We start from the raw sequence: 20,917 nt of genomic DNA on the forward strand, positions 1-20,917 counted from the left end.
ATTGATACAAAAGCAATTAATAACAACAGTAATTTTATAACCTTATTATAAAAATTTACTTCTTAATTGATATTTCAGTCGATAAAATTGCAAAAATTCTAAAATATAAATTCCTATATTTTTAAAAGTAAACGAAAAACTTTTATAATGGAGGCAACAATATGCTTAATCCGTTATAGGTTTCTTGTCTCTGATTGAAACGGATTGGATTTGTATTTCCTGATAAAAAATGACTTGAAAATTTAAAATAACCTTAAAAAAAGAAAGTAAGTATAAATGAAAGACAATCAGACAAAAAAATATTATTGGGGAATAGGATTGGAAAACGAAACCTACATGCAATTTGAAGAATCCCTAATAGTTTCTGGTGAATTTATACAAGAAAAAATTGGTTTTGAGAAATACAGTATCGATTATAGAAAATGTTACAAACCTGAAAGCTTAGCTCCTATTTTAAAGAAAGCTTTTGGTTTGAATGAAAACTATAAAGTGAGCAGAATGATGAACAGTCATTCGCTGGAAAAACTTGATATCAATTATCAGCACAAAACATTATCGCCTGTTAGACCATTAGTGGATACCGCAACAGGTGAAATGATCGCACAGCCTACAGAAAACCCTGATTATCTGGGTAAATCAATCATGGAACTTTTCCTTGAAGATCAGCCGTACAATATTCAGAGTATGATTACCCAAAGAAACAAAACGATGGGTTCTGTACATTTTGATGGCGATTCGATCGAATTTGTAACCAAATATTTCGAGAACAGAACAATAGCGGAGTCCTGCAAAGAACTAAGAGCTACTAAAAAACTATTCCTGGACAAGATCAATGAATCTTCTGTACTGAAAGGAAAATTAAACTTTCCGGATTACAACAACGGTCTTAATATGTTTATGACCAATCAGGAAAACCTGGTTTTGTTTAATAACGGAACGTATCATTTTCATATTACGCTGCCGTCATTAACAGAAGACAGCCGAATTGTAGATTATAATGAATTCGAAAGAACACATGCCAATGCCATTTATTTATTGCAATGGTTTGAGCCTTTCTTTATAGCTACTCTTGGAAGTCCAGATATTATGGGCGTGATAAGTGATACTTACAGCCTGGACAAAAAATTTACTCTGGGTTCTATGCGAAATGCAATGTCGCGCTACATAGGCGTGGGAACGTATAATAAAGCGATGCCAAAAGGTAAAATCCTGACTTATAATGTTGATGATTTTAGAAAATTACTAAAATTTGAAAAAGAAGAAAACATTTGGTGGAGAGATCAGATTGAAGCTGATATGGAATACGAAATGTTATCTGAGGTTGGTCTTGATTTTAATCAGGAAAAAATGTACCAAAGCGGTTTCGAATTCAGAAGTTTTGATGAATTTCCGGCAGAATACTTAAACGATGTTCTTTTTGGGATTATCTTAATTTGTGAGCATTCTTTAAATCTTCCTGATGTTCAATGGGGACATGACAGCAAAGCCTGGAACAATCTTGTTTTTAAAACTTTAAAAATGGGTTATGCAACAGAAATTAATGAGGAAGAAAAACAGGAAGTTTTGGATTTATTGCAATTACTAAATCCTTCAGAAGCTAATTACAATACATTAAAATCAGAATTTGAAGCCATCACATTATTAGATGAGTTTTTCTTTAAAATCCTTGCGGTTTTACACGATATGTACAAAGACAACAATATTTGCCTTGATGCGATGTACGGACAAAAAACAAGTGCTCCGCCGAAATGGGATAACTTTAATAAATACCAGACCGAAAAGCATTTACAGCAAATTGGCGCTTTCTGCGAAAACTAAAAGTTTACAAAGCTGATTTTCAAAATATATCATAAAAAAACATCCCATCAAGAAAATTTCTTTTTGGGATGTTTTACATTTAAAAAGAGTGCATTACGCTACTTCTTCTACTTTTAAGATTTCCAGTTTTAGATTTCCTTTTTTAGCAGGCCATTCTACAACATTTCCTTCTTTATATCCTACCATCGCTATCCCTTCATCAGAAAGAATAGAAATTCTGTTTTTACTTACTTTGTTTTTTTCAGGACCTACAAATACAACCGTTTTTTCCTCATTGGTTGTACAATCTTTGTAAGTTACTCTTCGGTTTACAGAAACAATATCTTCCGGTAAATCTCTTCTTAGTACCTGTGCGGCTTTTTTAAGTTCATCAAGCAATAATACTTCTTCTTCTATTGTTACTTTTTTTCTTCTTACGTGATCTTTAATTAAATCGTATATTCCTGTTGTTAAAATGATATTTTGCGATTGTGACATAACTTTCTGTTTGCTCCATATTTTCACAGGTAAGATCATAACTCTTCATTGAATCGTTTATAGCTCTTTGTAATTTTGATTGCAATGATATCCTATCCCAATGAAAATTGAAGATTAAATAAAATGAGCGGTCCGGATGAAAGAATCCCTGTCTAGAGTTTTGACAGGGCTTAATTAATAAACTCTTTCGAACTTTTTAAGAAAGTATCGTCATGCAAATACAATAACGTGCCCATAAGGCTCATCAAGTCACTATTTGTTAAATAAAAATTTGAAATAGTCATTGTTTTTAAATTGCATTTTAATTTTGCGCAAGTTACTTCATTTTTTTGAAAGAAAAAACATAATAAAACATAATAAAACGTTAACATCAACCCTATTAAACACTTATCTAATCCTAATACATTGACGGGACAAAGAAAAACTTTCCCTGTCCCGTTTTTAATTCATGATATAAGTAAAAAATTACCTTATTATCTAATTACCCAATTGTCTAATTAATTTAAGGTATGATTTTATTGTTTCGTAACTGCGCAAACAATTCAAAAAACGAATCTTTGGTATCTTTATAAGCAACAAAACCAAGTTTTCTACTCTTAGACATATCGGTCATTACTTCCAGAGGACGGCTTAAATCAAGATCTGTATGCCAGGCCGATGCTAATTGTCCTAAATCATCTTCTATCAATTGATGTTCATTTGCAATGATTTTCCAGATCGTATCTTTTTTATTTAATTCTGTTTCAAGAGGTTGTATCGTTCCATTATATCCTTCCAATTCAATATCAAACCATTCTGCTATTTTCGGCCACAGCCATTTCCATCTAAAAACATCTCCGTTTGTGATATTAAAAGCTTCGTTATGAGCTTCAGGATTTGTTGCCGCCCAAATGATCTGATCGGCCAAAACTTTAGCATCTGTAACATCAGATATCCCGTTCCATTGTGCCTCAGAACCCGGCCAGATAAACGGACTTCCTTCGGTTTTGCAAATACTGGCGTAAACAGCCAAAGTGGTTCCCATATTCATGGCGTTCCCAATCGTTTTACCAATTAGCGTGTGCGGTCTGTGTATGTTCCAGCTAAAACGGTCTCTCGCTGCCGCTTCATATACTTCATCTTCCTGTGCGTAGTAAAAATTGGGCAGGTCTAATCGGGGTTGCTCTTCTCTTAATGGTGTTTGCGGTAAAGTACCTGTTATAGCATAAGCATCAAAAGGCCCTAAATAATGTTTTAATCCCGTAACTAACGAAACATGTTTTATCGACTTTTTAGGAGATAATACGTTTAATAAATTACGAACCATGGCGCTATTTACCCTGATATTTTCTTCTTCGGTATCATTTCGCATCCATGTTGTAAAAAAAATATGAGTTGGTACAATTTCGCTTAAAGCGGTAACTAATGATTCAGTATGAAGCAAATCGGCAGCAATAGATTGTAAACCTTTAATATCATTTTTCGGATTTCGGGAAAGTCCAAAAACGGTCCATCCTTTTTCCAGAAGTTTTATGGCCAGATTACTTCCGGCAATACCGGTTGCTCCTACTACTAAGGCAATATTTCCGGCTGTTTCCTGTATTGGTAATTGTTGAGAATTCATAAGTAATTTATTTTTCCCAAAATTACTTCACAAACCTTGCTCAGAAAGATGACCTGAAACAAGAAATTCACTTGATCTAAATCAATTATTTGGGATCAAAAATGATATTCTTTTTAAGCCTGCTAAGGGTTTCAGGAGAAAGACCAAGATACGAAGCCAGTAAATTTTGCGGTATTCGTTTGATCAAATCAGGATTGTTTTCTATAATATGCCGATACTTTTCTTCTGCCGTGTGGGTGTGTGAACTTATTAATCTTCGTTCTTTTGCAATTAAACTATTCTGAAAAAGCAATCGAAAATAGCGATCCATTACCGGAACTTGTATGGTTAGATTTTCGAAATCTTCTCTGGTAATCAGCAATACTTCTGAGTCTTCCATAGCATCGATGCTGTAAAAAGAAATTCCTCCACTAAAAAAGCTGCTCATGTCTGATGTCCACCAGCCTTTCGGCGAAAACTGGTTGATATGTTCATTGCCTTTATCATCTACATTATACGCCTTTAAAAGTCCTTTTGAAACAAATGTCAAATAATTACAAAGATGCCCTTCAACCACCACAAATTGCTTTTTCTTTAATTTTTTAGGTTTAAAGAAAGTCTTTATCAATTCCTTTTCGGCCGGGGTCAAAGAAATTTTTTCTTCAAGATGTTTGAAAATTATATCGTACATTTTAAATTATTTTACTTTATGAATGATGAGGCGTAACAAATGTATGCTATTTATTTTTTAACTTTCATCCTCTAAAAAAATAGAGAATTACACTACCGTTTGGACACAAGTACAAAACAAACACGAATTGCAGGAATTTGCACAAATTTTAATTGGTTTATTTAGTTTGTGAAATTAATTTCACGAAATGAATTAGTGTCAATTAGTGCAATTTGTGTTTAAAATTGATTTATAATATTTAGCCACACAGTAGGAGAATTAAGCCTGTTTTAATACATTGATTCGCAATTTTAAAGAGAAAAGAAATGGTATTAGATTTTAAAAACTTTCCGCAGCTTATAACAGAGCGATTAATATTGAGAAGTATTGAAAATACTGATGCCGGGTTAATTCACAAACTACGTTCTGATGAAGTTGTAAATCAATTTGTGGGTAGAGATAATTCGTCAACATTAGAAAAAGCAAAAGAGTTTATTCTAAAAATACAAAATCTGGTCTCGAAAAATGAAGGGCTTTATTGGATCATACGACTAAAAGAAAACAACGATTTAATAGGAACTGTTTGTTTGTGGAGTTTTGATCCCGAAAATGAAATCGTTGAAATTGGATATGAAATGCTGCCCGAATTTCAAGGCAGGGGAATTATGAGCGAAGCCATCAAAGCAGTTACAGCCTATACTTTTGAAGAAATAAAAGCAAAGATAATTACGGCTTTTCCGTCAGCGGATAATGTCAATTCTGTAGCGATTCTAAAAAAACTGAATTTCGAATTCGAAGACAAAAAGTATAATAATACGCATGAAAATGTAAACAATATTGTCACGTATACTTTACGAAATCATGACTTTATTTAAAAACCAGATCAGGTATAAATACCTATACGGCAATCAGTAAAATATATTTATTTTTATATTGCTTTTGTATTCATAACTAATATCATCAAAATGGGAACACCTTCTGACCACGGACTATCAAAAGAATTAAAAAATCGTGCCACTCCAATTAAAGAGAGAATCGCCGTTAGAAATGCCGGAATTGTTCTTTTAAATGACTATATCTCTATACTGTTCAAAAGGTTAAATCTCATTAAGGATAGCTATTTTGTAAGTATAGAAGCTCAAAAGAAAGCTGTACAGTATTTACAATTTGTTGTTACCGGATTGACTCAAACAGAAGAAATTTATTTACCCTTAAATAAAGTACTCTGCGGTTTGCCTTTTACCGATAATGTTCCTGATACAAGTGAAATTTCAGAACCAGACAGATTTCTTATACAAGGACTACTGGAAGCTGCCATCTCTCATTGGTCTGTAATCGGCAACTCCTCTGTAGATGGTTTTAGAGGCAATTGGCTCGTTCGGGACGGAATCCTTACCGATTTAGAAGAAAGATGGGAACTTACGGTCGACAAAAGAGCTTACGATATACTAATAAACAAATCTCCTTTTGCTTTTTCAATTATAAAATATCCGTGGATGAATAAACCTTTGCATGTTATTTGGCCGTATTAGAAACTATAAAACCCGCAAAAGCTATGCCCTGGACTATTCTTGAAAAACTTTGGAAACGTACTGTAAATCCTTCCCTAATTCCTTCTACAGAGGAAACACAAAGCTGGAATGAGGAAATTAAAACCTTATACGAATTGGGTATTGGTATGGAAGACACACTACAGTTTTTATATTTCGAAAAACCTGATTTAGAAGCTTTTAAATCCTGGATTACTTCTAAAAAGAGAAAAGAGAATACTGAAACTGATGATTTTACAGATAACGTACTTTCAAAAGAAGATCTCGAATTCTGGAATAAAAATGGTTATGTTGTTGTAAAGGATGCTGTTTCGAAAGCAGATTGCGAAGCAACCCAAAAAGCTATTTGGGATTTTTTAGAAATGGATCCCAATCAAAAAGAAAGCTGGTATAAGAGACACGAAAATCAAAAAGGATTGATGCTTAATTTCTCTGATCATGAAACTTTAAATAAAAACAGATTTTCGCCCAGAATAAAAAAAGCATACGAACAGCTTTACAACACAAACGATATCTATAAAACGATCGACAAAGTAAGTTTTAATCCGCCTGAAACCGCTGAGTTTACTTTTTTAGGAAGTGCGCTTCATTGGGATACCAGCTTAAAACAGCCTATTCCATTTGGGCTTCAGGGACTACTCTATCTCACTGATTGCGGGGTTAATGACGGCGCTTTTCATTGTGTAGCGGGATTTCATAACCAAATAAATCATTGGCTGGACAACCTGGAGCCTCATGAAAACCCAAGAGATAAAGCTCTTACAACATTAGAACCAAAACCTATTTTGGGTAATACGGGCGATTTTATTATTTGGGATAATAGACTGCCGCATTGTGCAACGCCAAACAAAGGTAAAAGTCCCAGAATGGTGCAGTATCTTACGTATTTGCCTAATGATTATAATGCTTCGGGAGAATGGCTTTAAGCTGAAACATCAGCGTAATTGATTTGAAAATTTCATTTAAAACAAAATCAAAAAACATCCATTTCTTCATGACAATTACCTGATAATAATACAATTGTGCAATATAAATTCTATAATACTATTGTTTTAGGAAGTTTCTACATTTGTTTATATTGATTTAAATAATGTATTATGACAACTTCAAATCACAAAAACAATATTTCGAGTGCAAGAACTTCAGAAAAAAAATCTGAGGTAAAATCAACTTCATCAAGAAATAATGAAAAGACCATTATTGAAATCAAAAAAATCAGTCATAACAAACCATAATTATTAATACAATACATTTGAAATTACCCTTTTCTTATTACCTCAATCCCGATGTCCTTTTTCTGGCCAAAGATCTTTTGGGCAAAGTGCTTTTTACCCAAATTGATGGCGCGGTAACTGCAGGGGTTATCGTAGAAACCGAAGCTTATTTTGGTGTTCAGGATAAAGCATCGCATGCTTATGGCGGACGTCGTACGAGCAGAACCGAAACACTTTATCAGCATGGAGGTATTTCGTATGTTTATTTGTGCTACGGAATTCACAATCTTTTTAATATTGTAAGCTCGGTCCAAGGCGAACCTCATGCAGTATTAATACGCGCCATTGAACCTCTTATAGGATTGGATATAATGGAAACCAGACGTAAAATAGCCGCTTCAAAAGCTGCAATATCTTCAGGTCCCGGGTCTGCGGCCAAAGCTTTAGGTATCGATCGTACCTTTAACGAAAAAGAGCTCATAGGCGAAGAAATCTGGATAGAAGATCATAATATTCGCTATACTCCTGATCAAATTGCAGCAGTGTCCCGCGTTGGTGTCGCATACGCACAGGAAGATGCTCTTCTGCCCTGGCGTTTTTTTGTTACAGACAATAAATATGTAAGTAAACCCAACAAAATTTAATCTTAATTATAAATGTACTTCGCACTTTTATCAAAGCATCTAAAACTTTATAAGATCGCATCTATTTAACAATCAATGTTGTTTTTATTTTATCTTTATAATAAAATACAAACATTAATGTATAAAGCCACAATAAAAGTTTCAAAAAAAAGTTTTTTTTCGATAACAAAATCACTAACTTGTTTAGAAATAGAGAATACTTTTTAGGTATTACTATTGTTTCTGGCAGGTAAATTCTATATTTTTTTTCTAACAAATTATAGATATAGAAAACCTGAATTCATTTTTCTAACATCAAAAAAAACAGATTTATATGCGAGTATCAGTCATACGTAAAAACATAAAATTTACCCCGGATTCTAAAAGAGTTGTTGCAAGATATTTTATGAATGGCGAAGAACGGACCAAACAAATGGTTTCACGGATAATGATGCTGGACGAAAAGCAGGTATTAGAAACCTTAGAACAGACCCTTCGCGAATTTGCAAGACGTCACCGAAATATCTCGGCGATCTTTTTTAGACATTGCGAAAAAATAAAACCTATCATCGAAGCCATGCAAATCGATTATGAGGCGATATCTCTGGATCGAAAAATGCTTATAGGTTCTTATTGTACGATGGAATACGCGATAGAATCTGCCGCGATTTTTAATCCTTCGATTATAGAAGATTTTGATCAGTCAGGTCTTGAAACCGGCGAAAAACGCGTGATCATTTCTTTTCGTGCCACAGGCGAAGGTCATATTTCATCTATAGTTTTTAGACGAGGAATTCTTGATAAGGATAATAATCTTCTTGTCATGAAAATTGGCCATAATATCGACAAAGCCGAGATTGAGCATAAAACCTTATTCAATAAAGAACGCTTTTTATTGAAATTGTCCGAAATGCATACGCAGGACAAATACATTGTACAAATCATGCAGGACTTACCCGATGAGTTTGAGTTTGCTATATTGAAAAGTATGGTAAATACCGCCTTAGGCGACCCGTCGATTCGTCAGGAAAGAAGAACAGCACTTGAAGAAATACTCTGGCTTGCCGATTCATTTTATGATTTACAATTCAAACACGATTCTGACCTTACAGAACGTGTTATATTCCCGATATCCGAGTCTGAAAGCCGTGGTATCGAAGATGCGCGTTTTGTGCGATTTGAGGATGAGGATGGATCAAGCCGCGTTATGGCTACCTATACGGCATATAATGGTCACGCCATATTGCCTAAACTTATTTCTACCGAAGATTTTTACACCTTTAGGGTAATGCCTTTGCATGGTGCGGGAGCTCAGAATAAAAATCTGGCTTTATTTCCAAGAAAAATAAAAGGTAAATATGCCATGCTTTCGCGAATTGATGGCGTAAACAATTACATTATGTATTCTGACAGGGTTACACAATGGAATGATCCGATTCTTCTTCAGGAACCCCGCTATACATGGGAATTTACACAAATAGGAAACTGCGGATCACCACTTTGGACTCCTGATGGATGGCTTGTCATTACTCATGGTGTAGGTACAATGCGACGTTATTGTATTGGGGCTTCATTGCTGGATCTTGAGGATCCGTCAGTAGAAATAGGAAGACTTTCAGAACCTTTGCTTTCGCCTCTTGAGGACGAGCGAGAAGGCTATGTGCCTAATGTCGTGTATTCCTGCGGAGCTATTATACACAACAATAGCCTGATATTGCCTTATGCCGTATCTGATTATTCCTCTACTTATGCTGTAGTAGATATGGTAGAGTTAATCGATGCTTTAAAGAAAAGTAAATAACGTAACGGTTACAATTGTAAAAGTTACCAATGAAACTGTTTTTAGGTCGAAAGAAATAAAGAAGAAAAGCTTTTTAAGAAATAAAATGGCTGTAAACGCAATAAATGCGTCAATTGAATGTTTTAATTAAGGAGCAATTAATTTGTTTATTTTTTAAAATCTAATTGCCATTTATATTAAATATTAAAGTTTTATGAAAAAAATATTGTTTCTGGTCACTATATTAGGCATTTCTTTACACGGGTATTCTCAAAAAGAAGTGAAAGACAAATACAAACCAATTCCGGCTAAAAATTCTGACATAAAAGAACCACTGCCGCCAACGGAGACTCCGCCAAACGATCCTCCTCCTTTAAAAGAATCAACCGTTTTAAAAATAGATCCGGAAGAACTTTATAAAAACAATGCGCTTTACAAACCCGAAGCGAATGTCGAAGGCATTTTTTACAGAAGAAATGAATATTTAGGAGGTTTTGTAACCAATACATCTACTTCTACCATTAGATATCGCGATGCGGCTTTTGTAGATGGAGATAAAATCAAGGTCTATTTGAATGATAAAGTTATTGAAACCGAAGTAATCTTAAATGGGGATTTTCAGGGCTTTAAAATAAATCTGGTAAAAGGAATCAATAAAATCGATTTTGAAGCCTTAAACGAAGGTTCAGCTTCACCAAATACAGCTGAATTTCAGGTTTATGATGATAAAGGAACCGTTATTCAGGCAAGCCAATGGAATGTGGGTACCGGATATAAAGCTACTATTATCTTGTATAAAGAATAAAAGCGGGATATTTTAAATTCTTGCCTGTTACAATTCTTAAATAATTTTTCCAATGCCTTACAATTGTAATTTTAAATTATAATGTAATGTAAGGCATTGGAATTTTATTTTTTAAACCTATTAACTTAAGATAGAACAGCAGTAGATGGTAACCCCTATAATTATAATTGCTACCGTATAAAGATTATGTTTAATACGTTTGTGATGACGTTCAATTTTGGCTATTCTCTCATTTAGTCTCTTATTTTCCCCATCCATTATCATTTGATATTTGTCTTCCATCAGTTCAAATCTTAACCATTATTGCTTCACTTACGTATTATTGTACTTTATGGTTTTATTGCATTTGATTATTTTGAATGTTTTATTTTTAGATGAAAACCATTGTTTCTGATTTCACTTTCAAAACAGTATGACAATTAAAATATATCTTAATTCCTGAAATAAATTTTATTTTCATATCGATATATCTCGATATATAATTATATTTACATTATGGATTTTATAGAAATAAATAAAGTACTATCAAATCAGGTTCGGGTTGATATACTTCACTGGCTCAAAAAACCGGAAGACTATTTTCCGCAACAAATATATGTTCCTGATTTTAGCGATGGCGTATGCGTTTGTCATATACAGGACAAAACAGGTTTATCACAATCGACTGTTTCGCATTACTTAATGATGCTGCAAAAAGTAAACTTACTCATTGCAACCCGACACGGAAAATGGACGTATTACCGAAGAAACGAAACCGAAATTGCAAAATACATCGCTACATTATCGAATGAACTTTAATGTTTAGCGATTTTAATGATCATCAAAATAATTATTCAATAAAAAAATGGAAAAAGAATTACTGTTAATGGGCGCCAATGCTCTAAGAAAAGCGGCCCTGAACGAACATGCAAAAGATTATATTCTATCGAATGAAGTTTTATTTAAAACCATAAAAAAGGCGGCAGATCGGTATATTGGAGGCGAAACACTCGAAGAAACCATTACCAAAGTCAAAGAACAAAACAAAGAAGGTTTTAAATGTTCTATGGAGTTTATGGGCGAAAATACATTAGCGGAGAAAGAAGCTTCTCAAGCCACTAACGAATTTATTAAAATCGCTCAGAAAATTAAATCGCTGCAGCTAAATTCGACAATCTCTCTTGATCTCTCGCATATTGGTTTAAAGATATCAAACGAATTGTGCCTTAACAATTTAACTTCTATTTGCCAGGAAGCCGAAAAAAAGAATATCGAAGTAACGATTAGTGCAGAAAATATCGAAATAACAGATTCAGTTATCGACATTTATAAAACGGCTTCTACAACTTTTACAAATACATCAATAACACTTCAGGCCTATTTATACAGATCGAAAGATGATTTTGAAGATTTAATAAAAGAAAACGGAAGAATAAGAATCGTTAAAGGTGCTTTTGAAACTCCGGAAAATCTTTCGATACCAAGAGGAACTGCGCTTGATGAACGCTATTTGTATTACATCGATCAATTATTGTCCAGAAATCACCGTTGCGCTATTGCTACTCATCATGATCTCATTCAGAAAGAAGTTGTCGCTTTAGTTGAAAATTATAAAACGAACAAGGATTTATATGAATTCGAAAGTTTATACGGAATTCAGACACAACAGCTTATCAATTTAAAAGAACAAGGATATCCTACAAAACTATATTTTGTTTATGGTAAAGAATGGTATTTGTATTTATGCAATAGAATTGCAGAATATCCATTGAATGTATTTCAGGCTTTAAATGATATTGTAAATTAACGATTTAAGATCAATTGACTTTTTGCAATTTGATTGTATCCTTATGAATTTCTTTCCAGACAATTCCCAGTTTCTCACTGTTGTTTTTTCTGATCTGATTGGCTAAGGCAATATTATCAGATAATTTTTGCCCGTATGACGGAATCATTTCTTTAATTTTAGCTTGCCATTGCGGGGTTTCAAGTTCCGTTTTATAGCATTTTTCAATTACTTTGAGCATGATCGAGACTGAAGTTGAAGCTCCCGGCGAAGCGCCCAGCAAAGCAGCGACACTGCCATCTGATGCAGTAACAACCTCGGTACCAAACTGCAATATTCCGCATTGAGTGGTTTCATCAATTTTTATGACCTGAACTCTTTGTCCGGCTACTTTTAGATCCCAGTCTTCCATTTTTGCTTTTGGGAAATACTCTCTTAAAGCTGCTAAACGCTGTTCTGGTGTTAATACCACTTGCTCGACCAAATATTTGGTAAGCGGCACATTGTCCAGTCCGGCTTCCAGCATAGGTCTGATATTATAAAAATTAAATGATGCGGGTAAATCGCCCCAGGTACCGTTTTTAAGAAACTTGGATGAAAATCCTGCAAAAGGACCAAATAAGAGTTCTTTTTTTCCGTTGATGATTCGGGTATCAAGATGCGGTACAGACATTGGCGGTGAGCCTACAGAAGCTTTTCCGTATACTTTTGCCTGATGCTGTGCTATGATTTCAGGATTGTTGCAAACCAGCCACTCCCCGCTTACCGGAAATCCGCCGTAACCTTTTGCTTCGGGAATATGTGTTTTTTCAAGCAAGGGTAATGTCGCACCGCCCGCACCAATAAAAACAAACTTAGCATCGATGGTTTTGGTGGTATTGCTTTTTAAATCCTTTACATACACTTTCCAGGTTCCGTCGCTATTTCTTTTAAAATTAGTCACCTCATGATTAAGTTCTAATTTCATTTTGCCTGATTTCAGTAAATTCGAAGCCAGTTCTGCGGTTAATGATCCGTAATTTACATCGGTACCAATATCGATTTTGGTTGCCGCCACTTTTTGAGAAGGATCACGGCCGTCCATTACAAGCGGAATCCAGCTTTTGATTTGTTTTTGATCATCAGAAAATTCCATTCCGGTAAAAAGCGGTTCTTTTTGCAAGGCCAAATATCTTTTTTTCAGGTATTTGACGTTATCATCACCAATAACAAAACTCATATGAGGCGTAGGATTGATAAATGTTTTGGGAGGTCCGATTTTTCCTTTGGATACTAAATACGACCAGAATTGTTTTGAAATTTCAAAAGACTCATTAATCTCAACCGCTTTATGAGTATCAATAGTTCCGTTACTGAGTTCCGGAGTATAGTTGAGTTCGCAAAGTGCCGAGTGTCCTGTTCCGGCATTGTTCCAGGCAGATGAACTTTCTTTGCCCACAGCATCGAGTCTTTCGTAAGTTACAATAGACAGATTAGGATCTAGTTCGTTAAGCATATTGGCGAGGGTTACACTCATAATTCCGCCACCCACCATAACGACATCGACGGTTTCTTCGGGATTACTTTTTTTCTCTGTGCAGGATCCTAAAATCAGGATGCACAACAAACAGCTAATACCCCTTTTCATTTGTAACTGATTTCTATTAATATAGTGATGATTTTCGAGATCGAAAACAAAAACAGAAACACAATTAATCCTGTCAAAAAGCTAAAGGCCGGTAAAATCCATCCTCCAATACCTCTTGGTGTAAACAATAAATAAAGCGTTCCTATTAAAGCGCCTAAACCAATAAGATAGGATAAAAACAAAAATATTGAAGCTAATATTTTTAATGTTTTTTGTTGTTTCAAAATGTCAGCAGAAGTAAAAGTAGTCATAGTATATTTTTATAAGTTATTAATAATAAACATTTTATATCCTTATAAAGATAAAAAAATATTTAACTACTTCTTACAAAAAGCATTACGGTTTATTCTGCTCCTGATTCTTCTTCATCTTTTTTTAATTAACTACTATCACCAGCCTCTTTCCATCGCTTCTCCTCTACAGCTATTAATTCTAATGTGGCTATGATTCTTGCCAGATTATTTTCTAAAGAAATTTTGCCGTCGTGCCATTCTTTTTTATACGAATCCTTTCTGATCTGCAAAATAAAAACACCAGTCTGAACGTACTCAGAAGTATCCTGATCTATTTGTAATGGTATTCTTTTTAGCGCTTCCCGCAGACTGAGATCGATTTCTATTTCATTTTTCATGAAAACGATACCGGTTTTATCAGGATTTTGTTCGAACCTGTGTCCTCTGTATTTTAATAACTTAATCAGGGCATCCATCAATCGTAAAGCGCGCGGTATATTTTGTGGTGCAACATTGAGATAAAGAATCCCGTTAGTATCTTTCTTCTTATCCTTATTGCCCCAATATGAAACTGTATTTTGTATACTCCTGACCGGATTTATAAGCTGATCCGGAACTTTCAAAGGAGCTTGTAAATCCCTTTCTATGTCTTTTATTAAATCAAGCAAAGGTGTTGACTTCACTATTTTACGAAACTGGATTTCGTATGCTTTTTTCAAAATACCTATTTGCTGAATTCCATTATACGTTAATGGTAATTTGGGTTTACCAATTCTATTGTTCTTAAACTTGATTTGCTGGTTTAACCCCGGAAAAGGAATTTGCATTTTCTCGCAGGCATTTTTTATTTTCATACTTGAAACGCCGTAATGCTTTGTTATTTGGGTCATTGGAAATTTCCAAACCAATTCATAAAGTTCCAGGCGGGTAAAAAAAACTTTTTCCATAAATTATAATAGGCACTAAGATTTTAGAAACAAGAAAATTCATCACCTATACATAATTTGTACAGATGATGAATTATTCAAAAATACCGGCTTACTCTACTCCGCCACCCAGGGCACGATATAGGTTGATGGCTGCATTTAGCTTTTCTAATTTTATTGCAACAACATCAAGATCATTTTGCAAAGCGCTGTTTTGCGCTACAATAACCTCAAGATAAGTCGCCATTCCGCTTTTGTACAACAAGTTGGCGTCGTGGGTTGCTTTATCTAAAGAAACCGACTTTTCTGTAGCAAGTTCCATTCGTTTATCAGCATTTTTTAGTTTTGACATCGCATCAGAAACTTCTCCAACAGCGGTAATAAACGATTGTTTGAACTGAACAACTGCTTTTTCCTGTTCCAGAACTACAATTTCATAGGCTGTTCTTAATTGGCGCTTCTTGAAAATGGGCTGTACCAAATTGGCTGCAATAGTTTTAGTTACCGAACCCGGAAAATTAAACCAGGTATCAAATTCAAACGAATTAATCCCAATTGACGGGCTCAGACTCAGCGTTGGATACATAGTTGCTTTTGCAAGTCCGGTTTTAGCATTGGCAGACATAACGGCATATTCTGCAGCTTTAACATCCGGTCTTCGGCTTAAAAGCGCCGCCGGAACCCCTGAAGATAAACTCACATTCAATTCTGCTGCGTCAAGATTTCCTGAACGTGTGATGCTGTCAGGATATTCACCACATAAAATCTGTAATGCATTTTCCTGAACCGCTATATTTGCCTCTGCTAAAGGAACCAACAATTCTGCTGTTTTTTTCTGAGCTTCTGTCTGATAAAGTGCTAATGAACTAATCAATCCTGAGTTGTACTGCATTTGCATCATGCTTAACGTACTATTGCTCAAATCAATGTTTTTCTGTGCAATTTTAAGCTGCTCGTCGAGTCCTAAAAGATTATAATACGACTGGGCAACTTGCACGATAATTCTCGTTTTTAACGCCGAAAGGTTTTCTTTTTGGGCAAAATAACCCGCTTTGGCATCTCTCTTTTGCATGGCGGCTTTTCCCCAAATATCAGCTTCCCATGATAATCTAAGATTAGCACTGTAATCGTCCAGATAATCTTTGCTGGTAAATTGTGCGCTCAAAGAACCGTTAAGCGAATTTTTAGACTGATAACTTCTGCTTGCTCCTGCATCAAAATCAAGTGTAGGCAATAAGGATAATTTGGCCTGTTTGTAGGTAAGATCAAGCTGCTCCATGCTTTTTATGGCGATCAGCACTTCGTTGTTTTTAACGAGGGCTTTTTCGATTAAGCTCACCAGCATAGGATCTTTATAATAACTTTTCCAGGGATGCAAAATGGTATCTCCGGTTAATGTTATGTCTTCACGATATTTCTCAGGCGCATTTAAATCTGTTCGGGAATATTTTTTCCCTACTACGCAGGATGTCAGTAAAACACCAGCAAATAAAGAAATTCCAATTTTATATAGTACGCTCATTATTCTTCTTTTATAGTTTGAATTACAATCTTTTTACCGGATACTTTTTCCTGTAAATACTGAAAGAGGATAAAAAGTAACGGGATTACAAAAACTCCCAAAACCACTCCGCTAAACATTCCTATAGCAGCACTTACACTAATAGACCTGTTTCCTACTGCTGTTCCTCCAGAGGCAAACATCAACGGAATCATACCTACAATAAAGGCCAGGGATGTCATGATAATAGGTCTTAATCTCGATCTTGCACCTTCTATCGCTGCTTCGGCTATAGACAAGCCTGCATAACGTCTCTGAAGGGCAAATTCAACAATAAGAATGGCATTTTTGGCCAAAAGTCCGACCAGCATGATTAATCCCACCTGAACATAAATATTATTGTCCAGTCCTACTGCTTTTACTCCTGCAAAGGCGCCCAGAATTCCTGTTGGAATCGAAAGCAATACAGCAAGAGGCAATAAATAACTTTCGTATTGGGCTGCCAGTAAAAAGAATACAAACAAAAGGCATAATCCAAAAATGGCAATAGTTTGGTTTCCTCCTGCTTTTTCTTCAAGACTTAATCCTGTCCATTCGTAACTGTAATCAGATGGTAATTTATCCAGAACCGTTTCAAGATTCCCCATAATTTGTCCGTTACTGAATCCCGGCAATGCGACAGCTGTAATATTCACCGAATTATAAAGGTTATAACGGTTTACCGATTCCGGACCGTAGACTTTACGCAGTTTGACAAGGGATTTTACAGGCACCATTTCCATTTTGGCATTTCGAACAAATATTTCATTGAATGCTTCCTGATCTGTTCTAAAAACTCCATCCGCTTTGACATTCACTCTGTAAAACTTTCCAAATCGTGAAAAATCTGCCGATTGATCTCCGGCAAAATAAGTCTGTATATTGCCTAACATTTCACGAATATTCACGCCCATTTGGCTTGCCTTTTCTTCATCAACCTCCAGTTCAAGCTGCGGATAATCTGCCCTGAAAGTAGTATACGCATATTGTACTCCCGGTTGCTGCATGATCTGCCCAATTACTTTATCAGCCATTGCTTTTAATGTAGCAGGATCACGCGCTGTTCTGTCCTGAAGCACTATTTCGGCACCACTGGTTACACCAAATCCTTCTACTGGCGGCATTCTTAATACCATGATCTGACCTTCTTTTATGACCGACAATTTGCCGTTGACCATATTCAAGATTTCATCAATATCCTTAACGGCTCCTCTGTCTTTTTTAGGTTTTAGTTTTATAAATCCTAATCCGTAAGCGGTACTCGCACTATTACTCAAAATATTAAAACCTGTAATACTGGTATTTACATCAATAGCTTCAATAGTTTCAAGTTCTTTTTCCATTCTTTGAACCACTTCTGTAGTACGATCTAAAGCTGTACCCGGCGGCATGGATAAACTATAAAGCATAAAACCGTCATCTTCCATTGGTACAAAACTTTTTGGAGTACTCATCATCATCGCAATAGCGATGGCACTTATTCCTAAAACCAATCCTCCAGCAAGCCATTTTCTGCCAATAAGAAAACGAACTCCTTTGATATATTTACCCGTTAGGTTGTTGAAACCTGAATTGAATCCGACAAAAAAACGTTCTTTAAATCCATTTTTATGTTCCTCTCCTTCGTGTTTTCCACTATGGCTATTTTTTAATAGAAGAGCACACAATGCCGGAGTAAGCGTTAATGCATTTACGGCCGATATAATAATGGCAATCGCCAATGTATAAGCAAACTGCTTGTAGAAAATACCTGATGATCCAGTCATGAAACCAATCGGGATAAATACTGCTGACATGACCAGCGTGATCGAAACAACAGCTCCTGTAATCTCTGCCATCGCGCTATGTGTCGCTTCTTTGGCCGAAAGGCTCGAATCTTCTTCCATTTTACTGTGAACGGCTTCGACCACTACGATCGCATCATCGACGACAATACCAATGGCCAGAACCAAAGCAAAAAGCGTCAGGATGTTGATGGTGAACCCAAATACCAACAGGAAGAAAAAAGTTCCTACAATCGCCACCGGAACTGCAATAGCCGGAATAATCGTAGAACGAATGTCCTGAAGAAATATAAAAACTACTATAAAAACCAGAATAAAAGCTTCTAACAAGGTCGATTTCACCTGTCCTGTCGCCTCGTCCAGTCTTTCTTTGGTACTCATTACATTGACATACTTAATACCGGGAGGAAAAGATTTTGATAATCTTTCGACTTCTTTATTGATTCCAATCTCGATATCATTGGCATTTGAGCCTGATGTTTGTAAGATCGCCATTGTAACGGCATTTTTAGAGTTCGATTTGTTGTCACCACTGTAGGAGATTGAACCAAATTCTACTCGCGCAACATCTTTAAGCCTTAGGATATTATTACCATCGGTTTTAACGACAATGTTTTCATATTGCTCAGGTTTGTTTTTCTTTCCTTTATATCGAATAACGTATTCTAATGCTGCTTTTGATTCTTCTCCCAGTTTTCCCGGAGCCGACTCTAAACTTTGATCTGCAATCGCGCTGGTAACATCTGAAGGTACTAAACCTGCATTGGCCATTTTTCGAGGATCAAGCCAAACACGCATCGAATAATCTTTCTGTCCAAAAATTTGCACTTGCCCTACTCCGGAAACACGTTTTATTTGCGGTACCAGATTGATGTTGGCATAATTCTGCAAAAACAATTCGTCGTACTTTGCATTATCATCTGTATAAAGATTGAAAATAACAATCATACTATTTTGCTGCTTCGAGGTCGTAAGTCCCATTCTGATTACTTCCTGCGGCAATTTTGGCGTTGCCTGCTGTACTCTGTTTTGTACGTTTACGGCAGCCTGATCAGGATCGACACCTTGTTTAAAAATGACACTGATCGAAAAAGATCCGTCATTACTTGCAGTAGATTTGATGTACTGCATATTCTCTACCCCATTAATCTGTTCTTCAAGCGGTGTTACCACAGAACGTATAACGGTTTCACTATTTCCTCCGGGATATGAACCGCTTACCATTACGGTTGGCGGCGAAATATCAGGAAACCTGGTTACCGATAATCTTGTAAGACCTATGATACCTAATATCACCAATACAATGGAGATAACTGTAGCCAATACAGGCCTGTCTATTATTTTCTTTAACATGGAAAATGTTATTTATATTAAAAACAAAAATTTATTTGTTGGTTTGCGGTTTCGCCGCAGTTTTTGGCACTACTTCGACACCATCATAAAGCAAATCGATACTGTTTAATGCAATCTTATCACCTGATTTTACGCCACTTTTTACAAAATAATCTGTACCTGCACTGCCGGCAATTTCTATAGGAACCATCGCCACTTTGTTACCTTCTTTTAGAACATAAACAAAGAATTTATCCTGAATATCCTTTACACTCGCCATTGGAACTGTAATTACCGAAGCTAAATTGCTATTCAGCACTACACGGGCAGAACCTCCTGAACGCAATTGCTTTTTAGGATTCGAGAAAACGGCTTTTAAAGCAATACTTCCTGTGGTACGGTCGATATTACCACTGGCTACTTCCAGTTTTCCCTGATGCTCGTATAGGCTGTCATCCGCCAGGATTAAACTAACGGTTTGGTTTGATTTTGCATCTTTAGAAAATTCAAGATAATCTGCTTCGCTTAAAGAGAAATAAACAAAAACGGTATTGATCTCAGAAAGAATCGTAAGCGGGACCACATCTGAAGGAGTAACCAGATTTCCTATTCTATTAGGAATTCTGCTGATGTAACCACTTACCGGTGCTTTTATCAAAGAAAAATCGGCGTTAAGCTGTGAAGATCCCAATGCTGCTTTTGCCTGCGCTGCCTGAGCTGATGCTGCATCGTAATTGGCCTGCGCTGTTTTTAACTGCATGTCTGAATATACTTTTGCCTCAACAAGTGGTTTGATCTTTTCGATTTCTAATTTGGCATTGGCAAGGTTAGCCAAAGCATTTTTGTAAGCTGCACGGCTATTATTTACCTGCTCTGCATAAACATCTGCTTTGATTTTAAACAGTGACTGGCCTTTGGTAACATAATCGCCTTCTTTAACATAAATCGCTTCAAGATAACCTGAAACCTGCGCTTTTATGTCAACATTTACAGTACCTTCAATAATACCCGGATATTTTTTTTCTACTTCGCCTGTGATCGATTTAGCCTGAAAAAAATCTACTTCAGGTTTTGGCGGCGCTACGCCTTCCGGTCCACTTTTACCGCATGAAGAAAAGCTAATGATAATCAATAAAACTACCATTTTGCTGAGTGTTTTATTATTTTGAAAAAATTGTTTTGTCATTTTAT

Annotated in this window: 19 protein-coding genes; 10 read left to right on the forward strand and 9 right to left on the reverse strand. The window is 35.7% G+C overall.

Annotated elements, in window-relative coordinates:
- The first annotated feature begins 276 nt into the window (after positions 1-276).
- Positions 277-1,818 (forward strand): hypothetical protein, encoded by a 1,542-nt coding sequence (locus GIY83_RS09815; RefSeq protein ID WP_194614874.1) that lies wholly within the window; start codon positions 277-279, stop codon positions 1,816-1,818.
- A gap of 93 nt (positions 1,819-1,911) precedes the next feature.
- On the opposite strand, the gene GIY83_RS09820 is transcribed toward GIY83_RS09815, so the two are convergent.
- The 3 genes from GIY83_RS09820 to GIY83_RS09830 all read right to left on the reverse strand — a co-directional run bounded on the left by GIY83_RS09820 (position 1,912) and on the right by GIY83_RS09830 (position 4,568).
- Entirely contained in the window at positions 1,912-2,295 is a 384-nt protein-coding gene (locus GIY83_RS09820) for a GreA/GreB family elongation factor (RefSeq protein ID WP_208686664.1), read from the reverse strand.
- A 502-nt stretch (positions 2,296-2,797) separates the two neighbouring features.
- Entirely contained in the window at positions 2,798-3,898 is a 1,101-nt protein-coding gene (locus GIY83_RS09825; RefSeq protein ID WP_208686666.1) for an SDR family oxidoreductase, read from the reverse strand.
- A gap of 85 nt (positions 3,899-3,983) precedes the next feature.
- Positions 3,984-4,568, reverse strand: coding sequence for a Crp/Fnr family transcriptional regulator (locus GIY83_RS09830; protein WP_208686668.1), 585 nt, complete (start codon positions 4,566-4,568; stop codon positions 3,984-3,986).
- A gap of 305 nt (positions 4,569-4,873) precedes the next feature.
- Here GIY83_RS09830 and GIY83_RS09835 point away from each other — a divergent pair, with 305 nt between their 5' ends.
- The 9 genes from GIY83_RS09835 (at position 4,874) to GIY83_RS09875 (ending at position 12,305) form a co-directional block, all read left to right on the forward strand.
- The gene (locus GIY83_RS09835; RefSeq protein ID WP_208686671.1) at positions 4,874-5,422 is read left to right on the forward strand and encodes a GNAT family N-acetyltransferase; all 549 of its coding nucleotides are present in this window, start codon (positions 4,874-4,876) and stop codon (positions 5,420-5,422) included.
- A 90-nt stretch (positions 5,423-5,512) separates the two neighbouring features.
- On the forward strand, positions 5,513-6,079 hold the full coding sequence (locus GIY83_RS09840; protein WP_208686672.1) for a contractile injection system tape measure protein: 567 nt from the start codon (positions 5,513-5,515) through the stop codon (positions 6,077-6,079).
- 23 nt (positions 6,080-6,102) lie between these two features.
- A complete protein-coding gene (locus tag GIY83_RS09845) occupies positions 6,103-7,023 on the forward strand; it encodes a phytanoyl-CoA dioxygenase family protein (RefSeq protein WP_208686674.1) in 921 nt (306 codons plus the stop codon).
- Positions 7,024-7,194: 171 nt separating this feature from the next.
- Positions 7,195-7,332 (forward strand): hypothetical protein, encoded by a 138-nt coding sequence (locus tag GIY83_RS09850; RefSeq protein WP_194614881.1) that lies wholly within the window; start codon positions 7,195-7,197, stop codon positions 7,330-7,332.
- A 17-nt stretch (positions 7,333-7,349) separates the two neighbouring features.
- Entirely contained in the window at positions 7,350-7,955 is a 606-nt protein-coding gene (locus tag GIY83_RS09855; protein WP_194614882.1) for a DNA-3-methyladenine glycosylase, read from the forward strand.
- Between the two features lie 313 nt (positions 7,956-8,268).
- A complete protein-coding gene (locus GIY83_RS09860; protein ID WP_194614883.1) occupies positions 8,269-9,735 on the forward strand; it encodes a glycoside hydrolase family 130 protein in 1,467 nt (488 codons plus the stop codon).
- Between the two features lie 193 nt (positions 9,736-9,928).
- Positions 9,929-10,519, forward strand: a complete 591-nt coding sequence (locus GIY83_RS09865) for a hypothetical protein (RefSeq protein WP_208686676.1) — start codon at positions 9,929-9,931, stop codon at positions 10,517-10,519.
- A 495-nt stretch (positions 10,520-11,014) separates the two neighbouring features.
- Positions 11,015-11,317, forward strand: coding sequence for a helix-turn-helix transcriptional regulator (locus tag GIY83_RS09870; RefSeq protein WP_208686678.1), 303 nt, complete (start codon positions 11,015-11,017; stop codon positions 11,315-11,317).
- Between the two features lie 46 nt (positions 11,318-11,363).
- On the forward strand, positions 11,364-12,305 hold the full coding sequence (locus tag GIY83_RS09875; RefSeq protein WP_208686680.1) for a proline dehydrogenase family protein: 942 nt from the start codon (positions 11,364-11,366) through the stop codon (positions 12,303-12,305).
- Positions 12,306-12,315: 10 nt separating this feature from the next.
- Here GIY83_RS09875 and mqo read toward each other — a convergent pair whose 3' ends face one another.
- The 6 genes from mqo to GIY83_RS09905 form a co-directional block, all read right to left on the reverse strand.
- Positions 12,316-13,911 carry a malate dehydrogenase (quinone) gene (mqo, locus tag GIY83_RS09880; protein ID WP_208686682.1) on the reverse strand — a complete coding sequence of 532 codons (1,596 nt, stop codon included), beginning with the start codon at positions 13,909-13,911 and terminating at the stop codon, positions 12,316-12,318.
- Positions 13,908-14,162 carry a hypothetical protein gene (locus GIY83_RS09885; protein ID WP_208686684.1) on the reverse strand — a complete coding sequence of 85 codons (255 nt, stop codon included), beginning with the start codon at positions 14,160-14,162 and terminating at the stop codon, positions 13,908-13,910. Before GIY83_RS09885 ends, mqo begins: the two co-directional genes overlap by 4 nt.
- A 128-nt stretch (positions 14,163-14,290) precedes the next feature.
- Positions 14,291-15,091 carry a hypothetical protein gene (locus tag GIY83_RS09890; RefSeq protein ID WP_208686686.1) on the reverse strand — a complete coding sequence of 267 codons (801 nt, stop codon included), beginning with the start codon at positions 15,089-15,091 and terminating at the stop codon, positions 14,291-14,293.
- Between the two features lie 91 nt (positions 15,092-15,182).
- Positions 15,183-16,592, reverse strand: a complete 1,410-nt coding sequence (locus tag GIY83_RS09895; protein WP_194614890.1) for an efflux transporter outer membrane subunit — start codon at positions 16,590-16,592, stop codon at positions 15,183-15,185.
- Positions 16,592-19,747, reverse strand: a complete 3,156-nt coding sequence (locus GIY83_RS09900; protein ID WP_208686688.1) for an efflux RND transporter permease subunit — start codon at positions 19,745-19,747, stop codon at positions 16,592-16,594. The genes GIY83_RS09895 and GIY83_RS09900 overlap by 1 nt, the downstream gene beginning before the upstream one ends.
- A 31-nt stretch (positions 19,748-19,778) precedes the next feature.
- The gene (locus tag GIY83_RS09905; RefSeq protein WP_208686690.1) at positions 19,779-20,912 is read right to left on the reverse strand and encodes an efflux RND transporter periplasmic adaptor subunit; all 1,134 of its coding nucleotides are present in this window, start codon (positions 20,910-20,912) and stop codon (positions 19,779-19,781) included.
- Between the last annotated feature and the right edge of the window lie 5 nt (positions 20,913-20,917).

Source organism: Flavobacterium sp. SLB02, from assembly GCF_009664855.1.
In the GTDB taxonomy this organism is placed as follows: Bacteria; Bacteroidota; Bacteroidia; order Flavobacteriales; family Flavobacteriaceae; genus Flavobacterium.

Bases quoted from the DNA above. Each gene is read 5' to 3' on its own strand.
- GIY83_RS09840 (WP_208686672.1), top strand. From the start codon at position 5,513: ATGGGAACACCTTCTGACCACGGACTATCAAAAGAATTAAAAAATCGT.
- GIY83_RS09820 (WP_208686664.1), bottom strand. From the start codon at position 2,295: ATGTCACAATCGCAAAATATCATTTTAACAACAGGAATATACGATTTA.
- GIY83_RS09860 (WP_194614883.1), top strand. From the start codon at position 8,269: ATGCGAGTATCAGTCATACGTAAAAACATAAAATTTACCCCGGATTCT.
- GIY83_RS09895 (WP_194614890.1), bottom strand. From the start codon at position 16,592: ATGAGCGTACTATATAAAATTGGAATTTCTTTATTTGCTGGTGTTTTA.
- GIY83_RS09870 (WP_208686678.1), top strand. From the start codon at position 11,015: ATGGATTTTATAGAAATAAATAAAGTACTATCAAATCAGGTTCGGGTT.
- GIY83_RS09905 (WP_208686690.1), bottom strand. From the start codon at position 20,912: ATGACAAAACAATTTTTTCAAAATAATAAAACACTCAGCAAAATGGTA.
- GIY83_RS09845 (WP_208686674.1), top strand. From the start codon at position 6,103: ATGCCCTGGACTATTCTTGAAAAACTTTGGAAACGTACTGTAAATCCT.
- GIY83_RS09835 (WP_208686671.1), top strand. From the start codon at position 4,874: ATGGTATTAGATTTTAAAAACTTTCCGCAGCTTATAACAGAGCGATTA.
- GIY83_RS09890 (WP_208686686.1), bottom strand. From the start codon at position 15,091: ATGGAAAAAGTTTTTTTTACCCGCCTGGAACTTTATGAATTGGTTTGG.
- GIY83_RS09825 (WP_208686666.1), bottom strand. From the start codon at position 3,898: ATGAATTCTCAACAATTACCAATACAGGAAACAGCCGGAAATATTGCC.
- GIY83_RS09830 (WP_208686668.1), bottom strand. From the start codon at position 4,568: ATGTACGATATAATTTTCAAACATCTTGAAGAAAAAATTTCTTTGACC.
- GIY83_RS09865 (WP_208686676.1), top strand. From the start codon at position 9,929: ATGAAAAAAATATTGTTTCTGGTCACTATATTAGGCATTTCTTTACAC.
- GIY83_RS09815 (WP_194614874.1), top strand. From the start codon at position 277: ATGAAAGACAATCAGACAAAAAAATATTATTGGGGAATAGGATTGGAA.
- GIY83_RS09885 (WP_208686684.1), bottom strand. From the start codon at position 14,162: ATGACTACTTTTACTTCTGCTGACATTTTGAAACAACAAAAAACATTA.
- GIY83_RS09900 (WP_208686688.1), bottom strand. From the start codon at position 19,747: ATGTTAAAGAAAATAATAGACAGGCCTGTATTGGCTACAGTTATCTCC.
- GIY83_RS09875 (WP_208686680.1), top strand. From the start codon at position 11,364: ATGGAAAAAGAATTACTGTTAATGGGCGCCAATGCTCTAAGAAAAGCG.
- GIY83_RS09850 (WP_194614881.1), top strand. From the start codon at position 7,195: ATGACAACTTCAAATCACAAAAACAATATTTCGAGTGCAAGAACTTCA.
- mqo (WP_208686682.1), bottom strand. From the start codon at position 13,911: ATGAAAAGGGGTATTAGCTGTTTGTTGTGCATCCTGATTTTAGGATCC.